Genomic DNA, 21,770 nt, shown 5'->3' with positions numbered 1-21,770 from the left:
GCCGCTGCGCCCGCGCTCCGCGCGGACGACGGGGAACTCAGAACAGGCCCTAGCGCAGCGAACTGTGCGCGATGCACGCGACGTCGATCCGATCCGCGAGCTTGGCGAGCTCGATGGTCAGCGCGGCCACCGTGTCCTCGTCGAGCCCGTCCTCGCCGGCCTCCACCAGGCGCAGCCATCGGCCGCCCACCGTGCGCAGCAGCTTGCTGACGTCGGCCGCCGCCACCTGCAACGTGCCGCGGTCGTCGACGATCAGAGGAAGGGTCACTTCGCGGTTCACAGGAGCGATCGTAGCTCGCGGAACGCTTACGCCCCGTGCCATACGGTGGTGATGTTGCAGAACTCGCGGATTCCGTGCCCCGACAGCTCTCGGCCGTAACCGGACCGCTTGACCCCGCCGAACGGGAACGCCGGATGGGATGCCGTCATCCCGTTGACGTACACGCAGCCGGCCTCCAGATCCCGTACGAAGCGGTCGACCTCAATGCCGTTGTGCGTCCACACATTGGAACTCAGCCCGAACGGGGAGTCGTTCGCGATCGCCACCGCCTCGTCGAGGTCCGCGGCCCGGTAGAGCGTGGCGACCGGGCCGAACGCCTCCTCGTGGTGGATACGCATCTCCGGGGTGACGTCGGCGAGGGCGGTCGGCGGGTAGTACCAGCCGGGCCGGGCGGGACGCTCGCCCCCGCACAGCACCGTCGCACCGCTCTCCACTGCGTCGGCGACGAGTTCCTCCAGATCGGCACGGCCCCGCTCGCTGGAGAGCGGTCCGACCTCGGTCTCCTCGTCCATCGGGTCGCCGGTCCTCAGCGCCGTCATGCCGGCTGTGAACCGCTCGGCGAACGCGTCGAACACGTCCGTGTGCACGATGAACCGCTTGGCGGCGATGCACGACTGCCCGTTGTTCTGCACCCGTGCCGTCACCGCGACCTCGGCGGCTCGGTCGAGATCGGCGGACGGCATGACGACGAAGGGGTCGCTGCCGCCCAGCTCCAGGACCGTCTTCTTGACCTCGTCCCCGGCGACCGCCGCGACGGCCCGGCCCGCCGGTTCGCTGCCCGTGAGAGTGGCGGCTTTGATCCGCGGGTCGCGCAGGACCTTCTCCACCGCGCCCGAGCCGATGAGCAGGGTCTGGAAGCAGCCCTCGGCGAAGCCCGCCCGGCGGTACAGGTCCTCCAGGTACAGCGCGGTCTGCGGGACGTTCGAGGCGTGCTTGAGCAGCCCCACGTTGCCCGCCATCAACGCGGGCGCGGCGAACCGGACCACCTGCCACAGCGGGAAGTTCCAGGGCATCACGGCGAGCACCGGGCCGAGCGGCCGGTAGCGCACGATCACCCAGGAGGCGCCCGAGTCCTTCACATCCTGCGAGGCGGGTTCCTCGTCGGCCAGCAGTTCCTCGGCGTGGTCGGCGTACCAGTGCATCGCCTTGGCGCACTTCGCGGCCTCCGCACGGGCCTGCCGTACGGGTTTGCCCATTTCGGTGGTCATCACCCGGGCGATGTGCTGCTGGTCCTCGTCGAGCAGATCCGCGGCCTTGTGCATGCGCAGCGCCCGTTCGGCGAACGTGGTCGTGCGATGGGTACGGAACGCGGTCTCGGCGGCGGCGAGCCTGCGCTCGAGCTCCTCCGCGCCCAGGGCGTCATACGTCTTGAGCGTCTCGCCGGTCGCCGGGTTCACGGTGGCGATGGGCATGGCCGACCTCCTGGGAACGGACTCTGCTTCGACCTTCCCGCGCGGCGGTGGCCACCGCAAACGCGGCGGTGACTCCCGGTTCGTCTGCCGGCGTCCCTTCGGCTCTCAGACTGTGTGCTCCGTGAGCCGGTCGAGGAAAGCCGCCTGCGCCTTCACGATGACATCCCGGGCCCGGTCGAGACCGATCCATTCCACACGGTCCAGCTCGGGGAACTCCTGGACGCGTCCCGACCTCGGCGGCCACTCCATCGTGAAGGTGCCGGGCTCGACCGATGCCGGGTCGAGATCCGCCTCGACCGCCCAGGCCGTGACGATCTTGCCGCCCGTCTGCCGCACCTCGCCGAGCGGTACGGCCTCCCCGTCGGGCGGCGGCAGCCCCAGCTCTTCCCGGAACTCGCGACGCGCCGCGTCCCACGCGGACTCGTCGGGGTCGTACTCGCCCTTGGGCATGGTCCACGCCCCGGCCTCCCGGCGGGCGAAAAACGGGCCGCCCATATGGCCGAGCAGGACCTCCAGGCCGTGATCGGTGTGCCGGAACAACAGGAGCCCGGCGCTGTGCTTGTCCCGCTTGCTCATGACATCACCTCGGGATGCGTGGCCGGCGGTGTCTCCACGGAGGCGGCCGCCTCCGGCCGCTCGACCGGGAGTCGACGCGCCCGGAGGTCTCCCGGAACGAGCACGGCCGTTCCTCCTCGTCCAGGGCGATGACCTCGCTGTCCAGGATGAACCGCTCGCCGTTCCTGGGCAGTGTGCGGGGGTGGTTGCGCGCCGGGTGGGCAAAGCCCTCGCGGATGCACGTGAGTGTGCGGCCCGTCGGCCGATGACGCGCGAGACGGTGCCCGATCGGCAAGCAACTGCTTAGTATGCGATCGACCCCGCTCCGGCGAAGCAGTCCCGTGGAGGCCCCGTATGCAGGCATGGCACGTGAACGAGAACGGCGAGCCGAGCGAGGTGATGCGGCTCCAGGAGGGGGAACGGCCCACGCCCGGCGACGGTCAGGTGCTGCTGAAGGTACGGGCCGCGGCCATCAACTTCCCGGACGCGCTGCTGTGCCGTGGTCAGTACCAGGTCAGGCCACCGCTGCCGTTCACGCCGGGGATGGAGGTCTGCGGCGAGACCGCGGACGGACGGCGGGTGATCGCCAATCCCGCGCTGCCGTACGGCGGCTTCGCCGAGTACGCCGTCGCCGACGCCGCGGCCGTCCTGTCCGCGCCCGAAGCCCTCGACGACGCCGAGGCCGCCGCCCTGCACATCGGCTACCAGACGGGCTGGTTCGGTCTGCACCGCCGGGCCGGTCTGGAGGCGGGCGAGACGCTCCTCGTCCACGCCGCCGCCGGAGGTGTCGGCAGTGCGGCCGTGCAGCTCGGCAAGGCGGCGGGCGCCACCGTCATCGGTGTCGTCGGCGGGGCCGACAAGACCGCCGTGGCCCGGGAGCTGGGATGCGACGTCGTGATCGACCGGCGCGCCGACGACGTCGTCGCCGCGGTGAAGCAGGCCACCGGCGGCCGGGGCGTGGACGTCGTCTACGACCCGGTGGGCGGCGACGCCTACGCGCAGTCCGCGAAGGTCGTCGCCTTCGAGGGGCGGATCGTCGTCGTGGGCTTCGCCAGCGGGTCCATTCCCAGCCCGGCCCTGGGTCACGCCCTCGTCAAGAACTACTCGATCCTCGGCCTGCACTGGGGCCTGTACCACACCAAGAACCCGAAGCTGGTCCAGCACTGCCACGAACGGCTCACCGAACTGGCCGCCCAGGGCGCCGTCAAGCCGCTGGTGAGCGAGCGGGTGCCGCTGGCCGGGGCCGCGGCCGCCGTTCAGCGCGTGGCCGACGGCATGACCACGGGCCGGGTCGCCGTGGTGCTGGAGAACGGAGGAGCCGTATGACCGACACCGCCCGACTGCTCGCACGCACCCGGGAGCTGCTGACGGCAAACCCTCCCGTCGACACCGACCGTCTCGACTTCCTCAGGGCCCGCTTCGACGCCGGACTCGCCTGGGTGCACTACCCCGAGGGCCTCGGCGGACTCTGCGCCCCGCGCTCGCTCCAGACCGTCGTCGACGCGGAGTTGGAGGCCGCGGGCGCGCCCGGCAACGATCCGCGACGTATCGGCATCGGACTCGGCATGGCCGCGCCGACGATCCTCCGCTTCGGCACCGAGGAGCAGAAGCGGCGCTACCTCAAGCCCCTGTGGACGGGCGAGGAGGTGTGGTGCCAGCTGTTCAGCGAGTCGGGCGCCGGATCCGACCTGGCCGCCCTCGGAACGCGCGCCGTCCGCGAGGGCAAGGACTGGGTGGTCAACGGCCAGAAGGTGTGGACGTCCAGCGCCCATCTGGCCCGCTGGGCCATCCTCATCGCCCGCACCGACCCGGACGTGCCCAAGCACCAGGGCATCACCTACTTCATCTGCGACATGACCGACCCCGGCGTCGAGGTCCGGCCGCTGCGGCAGATCACCGGCGAGGCCGAGTTCAACGAGGTCTTCCTCACCGACGTCCGCATTCCGGACTCCCGTCGCCTCGGTGAGGTCGGCGACGGCTGGCGGGTCGCACAGACCACCCTGATGAACGAACGCGTGTCCATCGGCGGTATGCGCATCCCCCGCGAGGGCGGCATGATCGGCCCGATCGCGAAGACGTGGCGCGAGCGCCCCGAACTGCGCACACACGAGGTGCACCAGCGGCTGCTGGAGCTATGGGTCGAGGCCGAGGTCGTCCGCCTCACCGGCGAACGACTGCGCCAGCAGCTCGTCTTGGGTCAGCCGGGCCCCGAAGGCTCCGGCATGAAACTCGCATTCGCCCGCCTCAACCAGGAGATCAGCGGCCTGGAAGTCGAACTCCTCGGCGAAGAGGGCCTGTTGTACGACGACTGGACCATGCGCCGCCCGGAGCTGGTGGACTTTACCGGCCGTGAGGCCGGGTATCGCTACCTGCGCGCCAAGGGCAACAGTATCGAGGGCGGGACCAGTGAGGTCCTGCTGAACATCGTCGCCGAGCGCGTCCTGGGCCTGCCTGCCGAGCCGCGCACCGACAAGGACGTCCCCTGGAAGGACCTGGCTCGATGACCGATCTGCTGTACTCGGAGGAGGAAGAGGCCCTCCGCGCCGCCGTCCGTGATCTGCTCACGGACCGCTGCGACGCGGCGGGCGTGATCGCCCGCGCCGAGTCGGACACCCTGCACGACGTGTCGCTGTGGAAGGCCCTCACCGACGGCATGGGTCTCGCCGGTCTGCTGGTGCCCGAGGAACTCGGCGGCCAGGGCGCCACGCACCGCGAAGCCGCCGTTGTCCTGGAGGAGTTGGGCCGGGCGGTCGCGCCCGTGCCGTACCTGACGAGCGCTGTCGTCGCCACCGAGGCGCTGCTGGCGTGCGGGACCGACGACCTGCTGAGCCGGTTGGCGACCGCGACGGCGATCGGCACACTCGCGGTCGGCCTGCACGCCGCTCCCAGTGCTCCCCTCAAGACGGTCCGTCTCGAAGGTGGCACGTTGCACGGGAAGTTGACCGGTATCGCGGACGCGACGGTCGCCGACGTACTGCTCGTGCCCGCCGACGACGACGGGCTGTACGCGGTCGACGCCTCCGCTGTGACCGTCACCCCGCAGGTGCCCCTGGACCTCACCCGGCCACTGGCCACCGTCACCCTCGACGGAGCCCCGGGGCGCCGCCTCGGCGAAGCCGCGCCCGCGGTGCGCCGTGCCCTGAGCGCCGGCGCCGGGCTGCTCGCCTCGGAGCAACTCGGCATCAGCGACAGGATGTTGACCGATACAGTCCGCTACCTGAAGGAACGCAAGCAGTTCAACAGGCCCGTCGGGGGCTTCCAGGCCCTCAAGCATCGACTCGCCCAGCTGTGGCTGGAGGTCGCGGGCCTGCGCGCCGCAGCGCGCAACGCCGCCGACGCGCTCGCCACCGGCAGTGAGGACATCGGTGTCGCGGTCGCCGTCGCCCAGGCGTTTGCGGCACCCGTGGCCGTCCGTGCCGCCGAGGAGGCACTGCAACTGCACGGCGGTATCGGTATGACATGGGAGCACCCGGTCCATCTGTATCTGAAGCGGGCGAAGGCGGATTCGATCGCGTACGGAACCGTCGGCGCGCATCGCGCGGCACTGGCCGAACTCGTCGACCTCCGTTCTCCGTAAGCCCTCTTGGACGAGGCCCGCCCCACCCGGTGCGGGCCTTTCGGTTTCCGCGGACGTGACGAGGTGACCGCACGCCGGATCCCGGGACCACCGCCACCGTGCGACGGATGGGCCAACGCGAGCCGGGCCGACGGCCCTTCCTGGGCGTCCTCGCTTCCACACCGACGGCCTCGTCGGCCCGTTGGCGCACCTCGACGCCCACGAGTTGCCGTAGAACCACACGTTCGGAGGACACGTCAGCCGCCCGGACCAACCCTTCATTACGCCAAACTTGCGGCGGAAAGCCGCGAAGTGGGCGCGGTGGAGGAGGACGACGATGGCTATTTCCCTCTCTGTGGTACTGCTGCTCCTGTTCCTTGCGGTGATCTTCCTGCGCAACGGCGCGCTGAAGATCTCGCATGCCACGATCTGCGTCATGCTCGGCTTCTACCTGGCCAGTTCGAGCGTGGCTCCGACCATTCACCAGGGGCTGGCGGCGACGGCGGACATCGTCAGCGGCCTGCATCCATGACCTTCAGGGGCGGGAGAAGACCCCGATCCCGTTCGGCACCGGGCGTTCGACGCCCATGCTGGGGTGGTTGCGCACGGTCGCCGCGCTCGCGCCCCAGGTCCTGGTGACCAGCGTCGAGGAGCCGCCGCCGTCCAGGTTGAAGCCGTCCGTGGCACCCAGCTTCCGCAGGGTCCGGGCGACTCCGGCGACGGTGAGGCCGCTGCGGTAACGGGGCGCGCCGTCGAGGGCCAGGAGCAGCAGGCAGTGGCCGCTGTCCTTGATGCCGACCGCGGTGCGTACGGCGGATGTTGTGGCGTCGAGGCCGAGCAGCGGCGTGCCGTGCCGCAGCACGGGGAAGCCTCCGATGGCGAAGGTGTACGGGACTTGGGGTCCGGCCGCCACCAGACGATGCTGCAGCAGGACCCGCTCGCCCTTGAAGAGCCCGCGCAACTTCCGTGCCCCCGCCTCGCGGCCCACGAGCACCGTGGTGCCGGCGGAAATGCGGCCGCTGCCGGGCCGTTGGGCCGTGGCGATGACCCGGCCGTTCCTGATGGTCACCTCGTATGTGTTCCTGCTGCACGGTGCGGCTCGGCGGGTGTCCGTGCCGCAGGTGGCACGCGCCCGTGACGCGCTGCCCCAGTCCGAGGTGTACGCCCCGATCGACCCCTGCGGCAGCGCGTACTGGTTGAGCCCGCCGAGCTTCAGTCGCCCCTGCAGTGTGCTCACGGACCCGGTCAGCGCCAGTCGGCCGAGTCGGGCCCTGCGGTCCGTGCCCACCCCGAGCACGTCCTTGGTGGTCGTCCCGGGCGGCAGGGCGGGCCCGAAGCGCTGCCCGTTCGGGACGGCGGCCTTGAGCGGGCGCCCGTTGGCGATCGCGGGGCCGTCGGACGAGCCGGTCGCCGCGACTCCCGGGTGCTGGGCCTCGGTGATGTCGAAGAAGTCGCCGTTGACCGCCGCGACCGCTCCCTGGGCGCCGACGAGCCGTGAGACGGTGGCCCGCGCCGCCACGGCCCCGGGATGCAACAGGCCGATCCGTACGTGCGGATTGCGCAGGTCGACGCTGAGAAGGTGCGCGTGTGTCACCCCCTTGGCCGCCGCGATGTCGAACTCGCTGTACTGGACGCCGGGCGCGATCGTTCTGGTGCTCTGCGCACCACTGGCCGGTGCCGCCCCCACGAGGGCCGCGCCGGCCAGCAAGCTCCCCATCGAAAGAACCGTAAGCGTCGTTCCGAGCCGTCTGCTGCGATGTGTCACCGCTCCCCCTGATGCCCAGTCAACTCTTTTGCAAATCAGGGGAAGTGCACCAGAACGAAGGAGTGCCACGAGCTGTTCGAGCACCGACAACGCGGAAAAGGGTGAGTAAACACACTCCTTCGAGTGCTTTCCTGGAGAAGCTCGGACATTAGGCCCAGTTGTGGCAGGTCGCGGCGGGACGTCCCCCTCGAGCCGCACACCTCCGAGTCCGCGGAAGCCGCCCGTTGGCCGAGCGCGTGGGTCTGCAGCCCGTCCGGGTCCTGCCGGTGCCCCACCCCTGTCTCGGGGCCCTGGCGCCGTGTACGACCGCGGGTGCGGCAACTGCGGGTGCGGCGCCGTAGCCCCGGTGCGGTAGTCTTTACCTGCGCGGTCGCGCGGATCACCGCGGGAGCGTAACGGGACGTGGCGCAGCTTGGTAGCGCACTTGACTGGGGGTCAAGGGGTCGCAGGTTCAAATCCTGTCGTCCCGACAGTGATGTCGGAAATTTCCGCAGGTCAGGGGCTCTCTTCGGAGGGCCCCTGATGCGTTGGCGGGAGCGGCCTGGGAGCCCTCTTCCGCTCCCCGTGCTCCCATCGCTCCCAGTCGTCAATATCGACGTCAACCGATGTTGACCGCCCATCGCCCGATCCGGTCGAGGCGGTCGTGCTTGCACGGCGACGGGCCTGCTGCTCCCGGCTTTTACTGGTCAAGGGGTCGGCATGCTCCCAGCCCTTCAAAGGGAGTCGTGTGAATGGGCGACCCCTTGTTCGATTTCAGTGTCCCCTTGACTGCGAGGGCTCCCTGTCTGGATGGCCAGTGCATCAAGACCTTGAACACGATCGTCGGGGTCTGTGCAGGTCAGAGGCGCTGCGACTGGAGTGCTGGGCGTCGTGTGGGTCCCCTTTGTCGGCAGGGAGTGGCAGTACGGAGCGATGGCGGGCTGTATGGAGCAGCGCTGGAGCGGACGCTTGTACCTGCGCGGCGCACCCCCACGTGGCTGCCCGTGGCTGTACAGTGCATCGCTCGGCGCCGGTCCGAGTCGGGTCGCTGGTGTTGACGATGGCCGTTTCATGTCGGCCTGTCAGGCTCCGGGCAGGTTCGAACGGGCCTTGGGTCAAGCCCCCACTATCTGCGCCCGTCGACAGGTCGCCAGCGAACCCACGCTTCGGCGGGTGATCCGCAGCAGTTTTCGGCCCTCAAAGTTAATGATCTCCCGTACCGGTACTCGTTCGGCCATGCGCGCAGCTAGGCAACGACCGGGCTGCTGGCTTCGGCACTGTCAAGCCGCCCGGCGTTTCCTCAGTTCTGCGAGCCAGCACCGTCACGTCCCGGGTGGGCGCCGCCAGGACGAGAAGGCCGTCCGGCATCCGGATCGCCTGGAAGGTGACATCGACCGTGCCGCCGCAACGGTGCCGCGACCGCGCCCGGCCGGTGGCGGGCAGCACCTCCTGCGCGCTGCCGGCCCCGTCGCACGCGCCCCCGTCTGGCCGGCCCGGCTCCCCGGCCAGCAACTGCCGGACCGGGCGGCCGCGGATGGCGTCCGTCGAGCATCCCAGCAGGTCCGCCGCCACACCGGAGCACCACAGCACCCTGCCCTGATCGTCGAGCACAGCGGCTGCCAGAGCACCGGGGGAAAGGCCGCCCGCATGATCGCCGGACATGCTCATCCGTCTCCTCATCGGCGGTGGAAGTCATCCGCTTGGAGCCATCCCCCATGATCGACGCTTCGGCCACCACCCGCCCGGGCGCCTCCGGGAGCCACCGCTCGCGAGTGTGGTGACCTGCGCGTCCAAGGCCGAGCAGCGGCCCGACACGATCACCGCCGGCCCCGGAAGCCGGCGAACGTTTCGTCACCGAAAGAGCAGATCCCGCAGCAGGCGGTGGCTGCGGTGGATCCGTACAGCGGCGCCGGCTGGGCGAAGCTCCGCGTGGCGAGCAGGTGGGTCATCCGTACGAGCACGATGACCGATCATGCCGGACGGCTGGCCTCGGCCACATTGTCCGAGGCCAGCAGCGGTGAAGCAGGTGTGGAGCACTACGAGGGGCAGGCGTACTACCCCCAGTACCCGAGGTGCACCGCGGCAGCTTCCTCGTAGAGGCAGGGCCCCGAAACTTCGACCGTGTTCCCGCCGGCCGCGAAGATCTGGCGGCACGGGAGGTCGAGCAGCGGCTCGTCGGGTTTCACTCCGGCGATGACGTTCAGTTCCGTGGCCGCGAGCGCGTAGACGGCCCGCCGGATGCCGCTCCAGTAGATCGCGCCGGAGCACATCGCGCACGGCTCGGTGCTGGTGTACAGCGTGGCCTCGGCGAGCTGATCCGGCGTCAGTGTGCGCGACGCCTGCCGGACCAGGTTCGTCTCCGCGTGGCCGGTGACGTCGTGTTCCGTGATCACGGTGTTCTCGGCGGTGAGCAGGACGTTCCCGGTCGCGTCGGTCAGCAGCGCGCCGAACGGATGGTTGCCGTGCTCGCGCGCGCGGGCCGCGAGGCCGATGGCCGCGAGGAGGTGGGTCCGGTCCTGATCGGTGGGCGTGTTCGAGGCTGGTTGCATGACGTGCTCCTGGTAGGGGGTGAAGCTGGATGGCGTAGCTGTCGCGGGCTGGCCGTGGGGTGTCGTTCGTGGTCGGCCCGGTGGTGGTGCTGGTGATCGCGTTGTGGTTCAGCTGGTTCGGGCTCGTATCGGCGCGCCGCTCGGCCTGGCGCGGATCGCGGCGGGCCGGCGAACCGGTTCGCGGACTTGGCGGGCGTCGTCGTCCAGGCGACGGCTCCCTCAGACCGCATGCTGCCGGTAATCCGGTTCTCCCGGTCGTGGTGGGTGGGTCGGCGGTCACATTTCGGTGAGCAGTTGGGTCAGGAGCTCGCCCATGCGGGAGGCCGAGTCGCGGCCGGTCCGCAGGACCTCTGCGTGGTCCAGGGGCTCCCCGCTCATTCCGGCGGCCAGGTTGGTGACCAGGGACAGCCCGAGGACCTCGGCGCCGGCTGCGCGGGCGGCGATCGCCTCCAGGGCGGTGGACATGCCGACCAGGTCCGCGCCGAGGGTGCGCAGCATGCGGATCTCGGCCGGGGTCTCGTACTGCGGGCCGGGCCACTGGGCGTACACGCCCTCGGTCAGTGTCGGGTCGATCCGACGGCACAGTTCGCGCAGTCGGTGCGAGTACAGGTCGGTCAGGTCGACGAAGTGGGCGCCGTGCAGCGGGGTGGCGGCGGTCATGTTGATGTGGTCGCTGATCAGTGCGGGCTGGCCGGGGCGCATGTCCGTGCGCAGTCCTCCGCAGCTGTTGGTGAGCACCACGGTGTGGCAGCCGGAGGCCACCGCGGTGCGCACGCCGTGTGCGACCGCGTCGGTGCCCCGTCCCTCGTAGAGGTGGGTGCGGCCGAGGAAGACCAGGGCGCGGCGGTCGCCGACCGGGACGGAGAGGATCCGGCCGGCGTGTCCGGCGACTGCGGACGGCGCGAAGCCGGGGACGTCGGTGAACGCGAGGTCGTGCGTGGGGGTGCCGAGCGCGTCTGCGGCCGGGCCCCAGCCGGAGCCCATGACCAGCGCGACATCGTGTCGGGTGACGCCGGTCAGCTCGGTGATGCGGCCGGCTGCCTGTTCTGCTGCGGCGGTGGGGTCGCTGGCGAGGGCGGCGGTGTCGGCTGGCGTTTCGGTGGTGGTGGTCATCGGGGGTCGATCTCCTATCGGTACCGGGTGGTGCGGGGCCCTTTGGCCCGCAGTCCGGCCGGGTCGTGCGTGTTGGGTAGGGGTGGTGTGTGGTGTGGTTCAGTGCCCCGTGGCGGGTACCACCACGGCGCCCGGGTGGTCGGACTCGCCCTCCAGGTGCTCTGCCTGCTCGGTCGTCGGCGGCTTGGCCAGTGCGATGGCGGCGATCAGCGCCAGTACCAGCAGGCCGCATCCGGTCCACATGGCCTCGGCGTAGGCGGCGTGCCCGGTCTGCCCGTCGTGGGTTCCCGCAGTGACCACTGCGGAGGCCAGCGCGATGCCGAACGAGGCGCCGATGCCGATGCAGGCGCCGTTCAGGCCGGACAGTGCGCCCTCGGCTTCCGGCATGGCCACCACGGAGTAACCGTTCAGTGCCGTCATGCTCAGCCCGTTGTAGGTGATGCCGAGCAGGGCGAGCATGGCGAAGACGGTCCACCGCGAGTCCAGGCAGGCGCAGGCGACGGCGAAGACCACCAGGGTGCCGGTGGCGCCGATCCTCATCGCGCGGTTCCAGCCGAGCCGCGGGCCGATCCAGCCGGCGATCGGGGCGCCGATCACACCGATGACCTGGGCCGGGGTGGAGAACAGCAGCGCCGAGGCGGAGGAGGACATCCCGAACCCGGCGTGCTTGTCCTGGGTGAACAGGGGAATGGTCAGTGCGAGCGCGGCGAACGCGCCGCCCAGCGTCATCGCCGAAGTGACGAACAGCGGCCAGGCGCGGCGGGAGCCGAGCAGGCTGATGTCGACGAGCGGCTTGGTGGCCCCGGTGCGCCGTGCGCCGCGCTGGGTGAAGCCGAAGACCGCCAGGGCCGCGAGTCCGCCGAGCAGGCAGACCGCCGTGGGCGCGGAGGTCCAGCCCCAGCTCTGGCCCTGGGCCAGGCCGATCAGAATGCCGGACAGGCCGATCCAGAGCAGCGTGGCGCCGCCCCAGTCCATCCGTCCGACGGACGGGGCCGGCAGCTTCGGTACCATGAAGATCACCGCGAGTATGCCGAGGACGCTGATCAGCAGGCTGGCGCCGAAGACTCCGCGGAAGCCGATGGTGTCCGCGATCTTCCCGCCGGCGATGGCGTCCACTCCGGCGAAGCCCCCGTTGACCGCGGTGATGACTCCAGCGGCCCAGCCGAACCGCTCCCGGGTCATCACCTGGTTCAGCGTGAGGAAGGCCAGGGGGAAGTTGGCGGCGGACACGCCCTGCAGTGCGCGGCCGACGAGGAAGACCCCGACGTTCGGGGCGAGCATGCAGGCGAGGTTGCCGACCAGCAGGATCGCGCAGGCGAGCAGCATCGTCTGCTTGCGGCCCCGGTAGTCGCTGAGCCGGCCCAGGGTGACCTGGCCGAGCGACCCGAGCAGGAAGAACAGCGTCTGCGACAGTCCGGCGATGCCCGGGGTGGTGTGCAGTTCCGTGATTATGCGCGGCAGGGCCGGACTGATCATGGTGGCGTTGATCTGGTATCCGAGGACGGCCAGCACAAGGGCGGTCAAAAGCCCGAACTGGCGCCTACCGGAACGGCCAACGACAGGGCTCGTCAAGGACATGACGGCGCCTTCACCTTCGTCAGGGGAAATGGGGGGATCGCGAGCGGCGTCCTCGTTCTCTGCCGGGTGCTTGTCAGACAAGCGTAACTCGCGAGACACTTCTAACGTGAGCGCAGGGGATGCGTCAAGAAGGAGGTGCCGGTGGCTGCCAACCAGCCCCGACGGCGGCCGGTGGTCGTGCTGTACGAGCGAATCGTGGAAGCCATTCACGCGGACGTCTACCCGCCGGGTTCACCGATGCCCAGCGAGCCCAAGCTCGCCGCCGACCTGGGAGTGAGCCGGCCCGCACTGCGCGAGGCACTGATCCTGCTCCAAGAAGACGGCGTGCTCGACGCGCGGCAAGGCGCCCGCCGCACGGTCAACCAGCCGCCGCAGCGCGGGTTCGAGCAACTGCGCCCGATGGAGCAGCTGCTCGGCGGCGGACGGCCGGTGCGGGTAGCCGTCCTGCGACACGACATGGCGGAGCCGACGGACTTCTCCACCCAGCACCTGCTGCTCTCCGCCAAGGACCGGGTCCCCTTCTGGGAGGTCGTCCTGGAACTCGATGGCCTCGCATGCTGCCTGGCCCAGGAGTGGGCAGCTCCCCGGGAGAGGCTGTGCGAGCTGCTCCCGGAGCTCGCCGATGCGCTGAGCGAGCCCCCGACGCTGCCGAGCTCCATGCTCAAAGTGCTCCTGGAGGCGGGGCGGGAGCTGCCGCTGCGCGGCTCGTCCACGATGGTGGCCTCCATGCTCGGGCAGCACCGCGGCCAACAGCTCGCACGCCCCGCGGACACCCCTGCCATCCTGGCCACGCAGGTCGTACGGGTGGGGCGGACCCCGGTGATGGCGGCCAAGTACATACTGCCCTCCGGAGCCCCCGCTCTGCCGGTACTGCAGGCCCGGTGAAACGTCCGGCAGTCCGCCGGGCGCCCCCATCTCGCACTTATCTGACAAGTAGTGGATGTGCGGCCGTGCGCCCGAGGACACCCTGGTCGTCGGCCGCACGGCCCTCTCTCGATCGCTCTGGAGTGCGTCACCGGAGAAGGCGCGGATGTGTTCGTGGGCGTCGAGAAGCTCGACGCCCACGGTGGCAAGGTCTAGGCCTTCAGTGCCTCGGGCGGCGACGCCGGCGGCCCGGTCGCGCCGCCGGTGAGGGCCTGACACGACCAGTGGGCGAAGTGTCGGCCCTGTCCGGACACGTTCAACGTGAACCAGGCTGGGTCACTCTGCCGGAGCGTTCCACAGCTCTCGAAGTTCCGCCCAGTCCGGTGCCGGACCCGGCAGTGCGGTGGGCGAGCCGGCGGCAGAGGTGCGCAGCCCCCGGAGAACCAGGTCGAGATAGCGCAGGTGCAGGGCGGCGGCACGTTCGCCAGGGACGGGGAGCCTGGGTGTGAGGTGTTCGAGCAGCAGTGGTAGGTCGGCGGAGGTGAAGTCTGTGCGCAGCACCCCGGCTCGATGCGCGTTCCCCACCAGGGCGTCGAAGGCGGTCCTCAACTGGTCGGCGGCGGCGTCGACTTCGTCGGTGGCCGGCAGTCGGCCGCCGAGTACCGGAAGCAGGGGAGTGCCGAGGTCCTGGGCGGAGGGTGCGCCGCGCAGGAAGCGGGCGAAGGCCGCCCAGGGTTCGTTCTCTTCGGCGAGAGCCGTGTGCACGAGAGCGATCAGCTGTTCCATGCCCACGATCCGCATCCGCTGGGCGAGTTGCTCCTTGCTGGGGTAGCGGCGGTAGTGACTGCCCATGCCGATGCCGGCCCGGCGGGCGATCGCGGAGACCGGGGCCTCCCATCCCTGCTCCGCGAAGACCTCGCGCGCGGCGGCGCGGCCCGGAACCCGCGCGTGGCCGTGACTGCACGCGGTGTTCGCCACCGCGTGCAGTCAAGGGCCCCTGCCGGCATGCCTCTTCGCTGCGCTCCTGTGTGTTGAGTCTGACGGCCGGACATCGCGCGAGCGAAAGATCCCCACCCGCCGTGGCTCTGCCGCAGCGTTCCACCAGCAGCCGGACTCATCCTCGCCGTGACTGTCACCGCCGCGAGCCTGTCCGAGAACGCCGTCGGAATCGACGTCGAAGTCGTCAACAGGAACCCAGGAGTTCGCGGCTTCCACGTTGTCAAAAGGCGCTGGGTTGTCGAACGAAGTATTGGTTGGATCATGATGCACCGGCGCCTCGCCCGAGACTACGAGACCCTGCCCGCCAGCTCCGAGGCCATGATCCACGTTGCCTCGATCGACAACCTCACCAAGCGCATAACGGACGAGACGACACCCACCTGGCGAGGAACTTACTAGGAGATAAAGGGCAATCCACCTAGATCAAACGCCCTCTCAGGACTTCCTTGACGGTTTGTCTTCAGCAGATACTTGACGCTCCCGCTGGGTGCCCATGCCCTTGACGTAGAGCCTGGTGATCGGTCCGACGTTCTTGCGGGGCCTAACAGCGAGTTCGTCCTCCCCGTGCAGGATCCGGTAGCGGGTGTCCTTGATGACGACGGTGACGATCTTTCCGGCATGCCGTGGACCGAGCTTGATGAACTGGCCGTTGATCATGAAGCGGCCGCTCGCATGCACCTTGCGCTGGGCCCGGATGGCACCAGCTGGCAGGGGCGGAGGCGGCAGCGGGGACGTCGCTGTCCGTGCCCCGTGGATCTGCCCCAGACGATCGGCCGGAACGGGGCAGGCCCACGTTCCCATCAGTGCGTTGTCAGCGATGGCGTGCATGAGGTGCCCGTCCGGTCGGAGAGTGATCGTGCGGCCTGCCAGGGCGAATCCGACCCGGTGACGGCCGCCGGCCAGGCAGACGATCCCTTCGCGAAGGACCTTGCGGTCGACCTCGACCGGTTCGCCGGCTGCGAGGATGGCCGTGCCGCTGCGAGCCCTGGGCAAAGTGCCGGGTGCGGGCTCGGGGCCGACAGGACGGGCGCCGTAGCGCATGGTCAGGTAGGCGAGATCCTCCGGTCGCAGCCGGGACGGAACCGTGGTGACGAGGTGTCCGTCGAGGAGGAAGTGGACGCTGCGGTGGTTTGCCCAGACCGTCAGTGTCCTACCGGCGAGTGCCTGGTGGATGCCGACTCGCTGCCTGCCCGTCACCAGGGTGATTTCGTTGCTGGGAGGCACCCGCACTCCGAACTCGACGGCGGTCCCCTGCGGCGGCAGAGCCGTGCTGATGGCCCGGCAGGCCGGGGGTGGTGATGGCGACCTGCGCCCAGTCGTACCAGTGGTGGTCTTCCGCACCTTTTGGCGGCGGACAGCTTCTTCTTGGTATGAGGTCATCGGCGCGTTGGTCGAGCCCCTGCCGGAGCGGGGGAGCATCAATGTTCGTGAACCGGCAATGACTGCGCCCTCGCGCGCAACGGCGGTACAAGCCTTCAAACCGAGATCGACCACATTGCTGGGGGTCAAGGGGTTGCAGGTTCAAATCCTTGAAGGGCCCCTGACGCGTGAGGCGGGAGCAAGCCCGGGGGAGTTGGGACGGGAAACGTGCGGGGTTGCTAATTCTGCCCGGCCGTAGCCCGGCAGGTCAGCTCCTTGGCGGGGAGCCTGCCCGTGGTCAGGTAGACCGTGGCGGCCTTGTCTGCGCAGGGATTGCCGTCGGGCGCGTAGAGGACGCCGTGTCCCTCGCCGCCGGCGACGGTGAGCATCCGGGAGCCGCGCAGGGCCCGGTGCATGGCCTGACCGGCGAAGAGGGGCGTCTGGGAGTCCCACTCGTTCTGCGCGATCAGCGCACCGACCTTGTTGTCGATCTTGGTCTGCGGCTCACTGCCCTGCTTCCAGAAGGCACACGGCGTGATGGTGGCCGCGAAGTCGCCGTACAGCGGATACCGAGCCGTGTCGCGGATCGCCTCGCGGCGGTACCGCTCGGGGTCGTGCGACCAGGTGCGGGTGTCGGCGCACATGACGGACCAAGCGATGGAGGCGTAGTTGTCGTCGGGCTCCTCGGCCTGGCCGGGCGTGCCGGACGGAGCCGGGTTCTTGCCCTCGGCCGCCTTCTTCAGCCCGGCGATCCGTTCGGCGGCCTTCTGGACGTGGAAGAACGTGCGGTTGTCGGCGCGGATGCTGTCACCGGTGAGGTTCTGCCCCTCGAAAGCGATGGGCCCGCGGTCGGCCCGCGCGATCAGATTCCAGAAGGTCTCGCGGACCTTGGCCGGGGTGTCGCCCAGTCCGTACGTCGTGTGCCGTCGGGCGGTCCATTCGGTCCATCGCGTGAAAGCCTGCTCGGCCGCCTTCGCCATGTCCTGGAACATCCCCCGGTAGATCCGCGTGGGGTCGGTCGCACTGTCCAGGACGATCCGGTCGGCGCGCTGGGGGAACAGTTGCATGTAGACGGCGCCGAGGTAGGTGCCGTAGGAGATCCCCAGGTAGGAGATCCTCTTCTCGCCCAGCGCGGCGCGTATGACGTCCATGTCGCGGGCGCTGTTGCGGGTGGTGAGGTGTGGCAGATTGTCACCGGCCTTGGCTCGGCACTTCTCGGCGACCGTACGTACCCGGTCCACGTCCTTCGTGAAGGTCTCGGCCTTGTACGGCTGGTCGGACTGTTCCTCGGTGGTCAGACCGCAACTGACCGGGGTGCTCTGCCCGGCGCCCCTCAGGTCGAAGCCGACGAGGTCGTACCGCCGCTTCACTTCCGCGGGGAACTTCATGAGCGGGTCGGCGGGCAGGTGCAGTCCCGGTGCGCCGGGGCCGCCCGGGTTGAGCAGCAGAACGCCGCGACGTTCCTTTGTGCTGCCCGCCTTGAGACGGGATATCGCGAGGCCGATCGTCTTGCCGCCGGGGTCGCTGTAGTCCAGCGGCACCTTGAGCGTTGCGCACTGGAAGGTGTCAGGGCCCTTCGCGTCGCAGCGTTTCCACTGGAGCTTCTGCTGCGTGTACTGCCGCAGGGGGTCCTTGGCGGTGGAGGCGTCGGATGCCTTGGATGCGGCGAAGGCCACTGCGAGGGTCAGCGCCGAAAGGGAGGCCGCCGCGAGGCCGGCGGCGAGTAGGGGGGCTCTGCGAGTGTTTCTGTTTCGCACGGTGTTGCTCGTCCTTGCCGAGAAGAGTTGGGCGCCGGTTCACCGGTGAGGGAAGGTCGGTCAGTTTCCGTTGAGGTGCTGGCGGACGCACTGCGCGTACTGGTGGAAACTGTCGGGCTGGTAGCACTCCTGCGTCTTGTTCGCGTACCAGACCATGAAGACGGCGACCAGCCCGGACACCACGATCGCGAGGGACGACGTCACCAAGGCGGTGATGGCCTTGCCGCGGCCGACGCCGGTCCGCTTGGCCGTCATCAGCGCGGCGATGCCCAGGATCAGACCGATCACGGCGAGGGGGCCACCGATGAAGACGACAGAGGTGAGGAGGCCGATGACGCCCAGTGCCATGGCGGCCGTGGCCAGGCCGTTCTTCGGCGCCGTCAGGCCCGGTGCCATTCCGTTCGGTGCCGTTCGAGTCCGTATGGCCTGAGCCTGAGCGGACGCCGTGTGGTTCAGCGGCGTCTCGATTCCCTGGGCGTTCATCAGCCCGTCCTTCCGTCCTGTCGACCGGTGAGGCCCCGATTCTGGTTTTCGGGGCCCACGGGGACATCGCGGGAAGGCGGGAGAATTCACTCCCCCGATCGGGGGAGGCCGCCGGTGGGCCCTCCGGTCATACTGACCTGGCTATGTTCAGGGGAATCCCGCCGCTACTGCGCGGCTCCACGTATTCGGGTGCGCTTTTCGCCTATTGCGGCGCGCTGGCGAGCCTTCCATTGCTGCCTTTCGCGGCGCTGCCGGCGCTGGCGTGGTCATCCGCCCCAGTGGGAGTGCAGTTCGTTCTGACCGCGCTGGTCTGGTCCGTACTGATCGGCGTGATCGGGTTGGCTCGTACCACGCGGCAGGTGCTGATCGCGTGCGTACGGCGGGTGCTGGGGGTGCCGTTGCCGGATCCCGTGGGCGAGCGTCGGCGTGCGGGCTCTCCTGGTGCCAGGTCGACCTGTTCGACGGCGTCGGGCGCCGACCGTTGGCGGACCCCGCTCTGGCTGCTGTCGCACGTGGCACTGGGGTGGGCAGGGGCGCAGCTGAGCGTCCTGTTGTTCATCGCGGGCCTGCTCCTGCCCGGCGGTTGGGCGGGCGCCGAGGCCGGGGTGAGTGTGAACGGCTGGTCGTTGCGGCCGGAGAGCGGCTGGCAGAGCTGGGCAGCGGCGCTCGGCTGCCTGCTGCTGGCGGCGGCTCTGTGCCTGGCGGTGACATATGCCTTGCGGTGGCTAGCGCCCAGGCTGCTCGGCCCGTCGGCGGCCGAGCAGCTCGCGCTGGCGGCCGAGCGGGAGCGGGTGCTGGCCGAACGCAACCGGCTGGCCCACGAGTTGCACGACTCGATCGGGCACACGCTGACGGCCGCCACGATCCAGGCGGCGGTGGCGGGCGAGGTGCTCAGCGCCGACCCGGTGGCGGCGCGGGCCGCCCTGCGCAGCATCGAGGAGTCGACCCGGGCCGCCCTTGAGGACCTGGACTATGTGCTGGGCATGCTGCGCGAGGATCGAGCGGGGACGGCGCCGCCCCGGACCCTGGCCGACCTGCCCGAGCTGCTCGACCGATTGCGGCACGCGGGCGCGGTGGTGGAGCCGGAGCTGTCGGGCGACTTCACACAGGTGCAGGGGACGCTCTCCCGGGCGGCGTACCGGATCCTGCAGGAGGGGCTTACGAACGCGCTGCGGCACGGAGCAGGCGGTCCGATCCGGGTCACGGTGGCGGCTGCGCCGGACGCGCTGGAGCTCGGTGTGGTCAATCGGAGCGGGACGGGGACGAGCTCAAGTGCGGGTGCCTTCCCGACGTCCGGGCACGGCCTGCCGGGGCTCGCCGAGCGTGTGCGGCTGCTGCACGGCGAGATCGAGGCCGGTCCGGCCGGGCCTGAGCACTGGCGGCTCGTGGTCCGGCTGCCGGTACGCTTGCCCGCATGATCGGCTCACACGCGAGCGCAGCGGTCACGACCAGCCCTGACGCGAGCGCAGCCGTCACGACTGGCACCGCCCTCGGCACCGCCGGCGCCTCCGGCAACACCCCCGTCACCCTCCTGATCGCGGACGATGACGAGGTGACCCGCAGCGGTCTGCGCACGCTGCTCGGGATGCAGCCGGGGATCGCAGTGGTCGGGGAGGCCGCCGACGGCGTCGAGGCGGTCGAGCAGGCGCGGCAGTTGCGGCCGGACGTGGTCCTGATGGACGTGCGGATGCCACGCCTCAACGGCATCGAGGCCACCCGGCAGCTCCTCGCCGAGCTGGCCGAGCCACCGAAGGTCGTGGTGATCACCACCTTCGAGAACGACGGCTACGTCACCGCCGCACTCAGCGCCGGGGCCAGCGGCTTCGTCCTCAAGCGGCTCCCGGTCCCCAAGATCGCGGAGGCAGTGCGGGTGGTCGCGGCGGGCGAGGCGATCCTCTTCCCGGCGGCCTTGCGCCAGATGGTCACCGCCCGCCCGCTGGGCTCCGCCGAGGCGCTGCCGCAGGCGGCGCTGACGGGCCGGGAGGAGGAGGTGCTGCGCCTGATGGCCACCGGCCTGTCCAACCCGGAGATCGCGAAGTCGTGCAGGGTGAGCCTGGAGACGGTGAAGACGCACGTCGGGAACGTGCTGACCAAGCTCGGCGCACAGAACCGGACCCACGCGGTGGTGATCGCGTACGAAACCGGCCTGGTCGTGCCCGGGGTCGCGGGCTGACGCAGCATCAGGTGGCCTGACCCGGCCTGGCCGGGGGCCTCTCATTGGTCCCCCGTCGGGCGAGCAGGCAGCGTAGGGCCGCGCGGCCGATCCGGATCACGCGCCGCGTTCCGGCTTCCGACTCGGCCGCCATGATCACGTGGTGCTAGGCTGGCTGCCTCCAGCAGACGGAAAGTCCCCGTAGGAACGGGGTCGACAACGAGTGCCGTGCGGCGCCGCTGGGTTGGGAGTGACTACTCATGCGCCCACTGCAGAATCTCGGTCTCTCCATCGCAGCTGAGGCTGCCTACCTTGCGCTCGTGGAGCACGGTCCGCTGACCCCGGTCAAGCTCGCCGGCCGGCTTGCGCAGGCCGGATCGCCTGCCGAAGGGCTGCACCACGCGGTCGACGAGCTTGCCGCTATCGGCTTGGTGTCCCGCACGGATGACAGGCTGACCGCCCAGCCCCCTCGCGCAGTACTGGAGGCCATAGCCGAGCGGCGCGCACGAGAGGCCCGGATCGCCCACGAGAGTGCGACGCTCCTCTCGTGTTTCTGGCGCGATCACACCTCGGGGTCGAGTTACATCGAGGTCGTCGACACCTCCCACAGCCCTGACAAGATCCAGCAACGGGTCCACAACGAGGCAGTGGCAGAGGTGCGCGCGCTGTCGATCGGGCCGGTGGGCGGGGGTGAGCGTGCGCCGGAGGTCGACACCGAAGCGTTGGACGCCCTGGCCCGCGGGATCGCCTACCGGGTGGTGTACAGCGTCGACATCCTGCAGGAACCCAAGGCCTTGGAGGCGGCGCACGCGTGTGTCGACCGCGGGGAGCAGGCGCGGGTCTCTCCTGACCTCGCCATGAATCTCCTGCTCTGTGACGACCGTTTGGCCGTGTTGTCCGTCGTCGCGCCGAATCGCGCGGGACACCACAGCGTCGTCGTCCAACCATCGGGCGTCCTGGATGGGCTGATCGGAGTCTTCGAGTCGTACTGGCGCATAGCCGTCCCGCTTCCTCGGGCCGGCGAGCCCACCGAGGGCTGGGCCCGTCCCACGAACGAGACGCGACAGCTCCTGGGCTACCTCAGCGCCGGGCTCACCGATGAGTCGATCGCGCGTGAGCTTGGGGTGAGCGAACGGACCGTCACCCGACGTATTGCCCGCCTGCAGGAGGTACTCGGTACCCAGACCCGGTTCCAGCTCGGTGTCCAGGCCAGCCGTCAGGGCTGGCTTTGAACCGTCCTTTGAACCGTCGCCCAGGTCGGAGAGGACAGCACAGCTTCGCCCGCATACCCGGCCGCCTACTCCTCCCCGTGCCCTTGTGTCGGCGGCATCGCCCACACGTGACGAGCGCGTGGGGCGGGCCGGTGCGG

19 protein-coding genes, 1 tRNA gene and 2 pseudogenes are annotated in these 21,770 nt (G+C 70.0%); 10 read left to right on the top strand and 12 right to left on the bottom strand.

The features are described 5' to 3' along the window. Nucleotides 1-49: 49 nt before the first annotated feature. The 3 genes from BIV24_RS13380 to BIV24_RS13370 form a co-directional block, all read right to left on the bottom strand. Entirely contained in the window at nt 50-280 is a 231-nt protein-coding gene (locus BIV24_RS13380; protein WP_071366487.1) for a DUF6213 family protein, read from the bottom strand. A gap of 26 nt (nt 281-306) precedes the next feature. Next, complete coding sequence (locus BIV24_RS13375) at nt 307-1,692, bottom strand: NADP-dependent succinic semialdehyde dehydrogenase (RefSeq protein ID WP_071366486.1); 1,386 nt, start codon at nt 1,690-1,692, stop codon at nt 307-309. A 105-nt stretch (nt 1,693-1,797) separates the two neighbouring features. Beyond that, a complete protein-coding gene (locus BIV24_RS13370) occupies nt 1,798-2,268 on the bottom strand; it encodes an NUDIX hydrolase (protein WP_071366485.1) in 471 nt (156 codons plus the stop codon). A gap of 333 nt (nt 2,269-2,601) precedes the next feature. Here BIV24_RS13370 and BIV24_RS13365 point away from each other — a divergent pair, with 333 nt between their 5' ends. From BIV24_RS13365 to BIV24_RS31815, 4 genes are all read left to right on the top strand, one after another. Further along, entirely contained in the window at nt 2,602-3,573 is a 972-nt protein-coding gene (locus tag BIV24_RS13365; RefSeq protein ID WP_071366484.1) for an NADPH:quinone oxidoreductase family protein, read from the top strand. Further along, complete coding sequence (locus tag BIV24_RS13360; protein WP_071366483.1) at nt 3,570-4,751, top strand: acyl-CoA dehydrogenase family protein; 1,182 nt, start codon at nt 3,570-3,572, stop codon at nt 4,749-4,751. The genes BIV24_RS13365 and BIV24_RS13360 overlap by 4 nt, the downstream gene beginning before the upstream one ends. Next, the gene (locus BIV24_RS13355) at nt 4,748-5,824 is read left to right on the top strand and encodes an acyl-CoA dehydrogenase family protein (protein WP_071366482.1); all 1,077 of its coding nucleotides are present in this window, start codon (nt 4,748-4,750) and stop codon (nt 5,822-5,824) included. Before BIV24_RS13360 ends, BIV24_RS13355 begins: the two co-directional genes overlap by 4 nt. Nucleotides 5,825-6,140: 316 nt before the next feature. Beyond that, nucleotides 6,141-6,335, top strand: a complete 195-nt coding sequence (locus BIV24_RS31815) for a hypothetical protein (protein ID WP_079168237.1) — start codon at nt 6,141-6,143, stop codon at nt 6,333-6,335. A gap of 3 nt (nt 6,336-6,338) precedes the next feature. Here BIV24_RS31815 and BIV24_RS13350 read toward each other — a convergent pair whose 3' ends face one another. After that, entirely contained in the window at nt 6,339-7,520 is a 1,182-nt protein-coding gene (locus BIV24_RS13350) for a phosphodiester glycosidase family protein (protein WP_177198707.1), read from the bottom strand. 444 nt (nt 7,521-7,964) lie between these two features. Here BIV24_RS13350 and BIV24_RS13345 point away from each other — a divergent pair. After that, nucleotides 7,965-8,038, top strand: a tRNA-Pro gene (locus tag BIV24_RS13345). Between the two features lie 712 nt (nt 8,039-8,750). Here the strand turns inward: BIV24_RS13345 and BIV24_RS13340 are convergent. From BIV24_RS13340 to BIV24_RS13325, 4 genes are all read right to left on the bottom strand, one after another. Further along, nucleotides 8,751-9,215, bottom strand: a complete 465-nt coding sequence (locus BIV24_RS13340; protein ID WP_071366481.1) for a PAS domain-containing protein — start codon at nt 9,213-9,215, stop codon at nt 8,751-8,753. 386 nt (nt 9,216-9,601) lie between these two features. Further along, complete coding sequence (locus BIV24_RS13335) at nt 9,602-10,096, bottom strand: nucleoside deaminase (protein WP_071366480.1); 495 nt, start codon at nt 10,094-10,096, stop codon at nt 9,602-9,604. A gap of 276 nt (nt 10,097-10,372) precedes the next feature. Continuing rightward, nucleotides 10,373-11,209, bottom strand: a complete 837-nt coding sequence (locus BIV24_RS13330; RefSeq protein WP_071366479.1) for a purine-nucleoside phosphorylase — start codon at nt 11,207-11,209, stop codon at nt 10,373-10,375. Between the two features lie 99 nt (nt 11,210-11,308). Then, a complete protein-coding gene (locus tag BIV24_RS13325) occupies nt 11,309-12,733 on the bottom strand; it encodes an MFS transporter (protein WP_245766798.1) in 1,425 nt (474 codons plus the stop codon). Between the two features lie 195 nt (nt 12,734-12,928). On the opposite strand from BIV24_RS13325, the gene BIV24_RS13320 reads away from it, so the two are divergent. Then, complete coding sequence (locus BIV24_RS13320) at nt 12,929-13,672, top strand: GntR family transcriptional regulator (RefSeq protein ID WP_071366477.1); 744 nt, start codon at nt 12,929-12,931, stop codon at nt 13,670-13,672. 315 nt (nt 13,673-13,987) lie between these two features. Here BIV24_RS13320 and BIV24_RS13315 read toward each other — a convergent pair whose 3' ends face one another. Further along, nucleotides 13,988-14,629 carry a TetR/AcrR family transcriptional regulator gene (locus BIV24_RS13315; protein WP_245766797.1) on the bottom strand — a complete coding sequence of 214 codons (642 nt, stop codon included), beginning with the start codon at nt 14,627-14,629 and terminating at the stop codon, nt 13,988-13,990. Between the two features lie 132 nt (nt 14,630-14,761). On the opposite strand from BIV24_RS13315, the pseudogene BIV24_RS13310 reads away from it, so the two are divergent. Next, nucleotides 14,762-15,049, top strand: a pseudogene (locus tag BIV24_RS13310) (transposase); the annotation flags it as partial. A 36-nt stretch (nt 15,050-15,085) separates the two neighbouring features. Here the strand turns inward: BIV24_RS13310 and BIV24_RS13305 are convergent. The 3 genes and pseudogenes from BIV24_RS13305 to BIV24_RS13295 all read right to left on the bottom strand — a co-directional run. Next, nucleotides 15,086-15,916 (bottom strand): annotated as a pseudogene (locus BIV24_RS13305) (IS481 family transposase); the annotation flags it as partial. Between the two features lie 332 nt (nt 15,917-16,248). Next, nucleotides 16,249-17,766 carry an alpha/beta hydrolase gene (locus BIV24_RS13300; RefSeq protein WP_071366475.1) on the bottom strand — a complete coding sequence of 506 codons (1,518 nt, stop codon included), beginning with the start codon at nt 17,764-17,766 and terminating at the stop codon, nt 16,249-16,251. 60 nt (nt 17,767-17,826) lie between these two features. After that, nucleotides 17,827-18,249 carry a DUF4190 domain-containing protein gene (locus BIV24_RS13295; protein WP_245766795.1) on the bottom strand — a complete coding sequence of 141 codons (423 nt, stop codon included), beginning with the start codon at nt 18,247-18,249 and terminating at the stop codon, nt 17,827-17,829. Nucleotides 18,250-18,392: 143 nt separating this feature from the next. Here BIV24_RS13295 and BIV24_RS13290 point away from each other — a divergent pair, with 143 nt between their 5' ends. From BIV24_RS13290 to BIV24_RS13280, 3 genes are all read left to right on the top strand, one after another. Continuing rightward, a complete protein-coding gene (locus BIV24_RS13290) occupies nt 18,393-19,667 on the top strand; it encodes a sensor histidine kinase (protein WP_071366474.1) in 1,275 nt (424 codons plus the stop codon). Beyond that, nucleotides 19,664-20,422 carry a response regulator transcription factor gene (locus BIV24_RS13285; RefSeq protein WP_079168236.1) on the top strand — a complete coding sequence of 253 codons (759 nt, stop codon included), beginning with the start codon at nt 19,664-19,666 and terminating at the stop codon, nt 20,420-20,422. The genes BIV24_RS13290 and BIV24_RS13285 overlap by 4 nt, the downstream gene beginning before the upstream one ends. A 239-nt stretch (nt 20,423-20,661) precedes the next feature. Then, on the top strand, nt 20,662-21,633 hold the full coding sequence (locus tag BIV24_RS13280) for a helix-turn-helix transcriptional regulator (RefSeq protein WP_071366473.1): 972 nt from the start codon (nt 20,662-20,664) through the stop codon (nt 21,631-21,633). Nucleotides 21,634-21,770: the final 137 nt, after the last annotated feature.

This window comes from Streptomyces colonosanans (assembly GCF_001866645.1).
Lineage (GTDB): Bacteria > Actinomycetota > Actinomycetes > Streptomycetales > Streptomycetaceae > Streptomyces > Streptomyces colonosanans.
The sequence above is the reverse complement of the archived record's forward strand: the minus strand, read 5'-3'. Positions and strand labels throughout refer to the sequence as shown.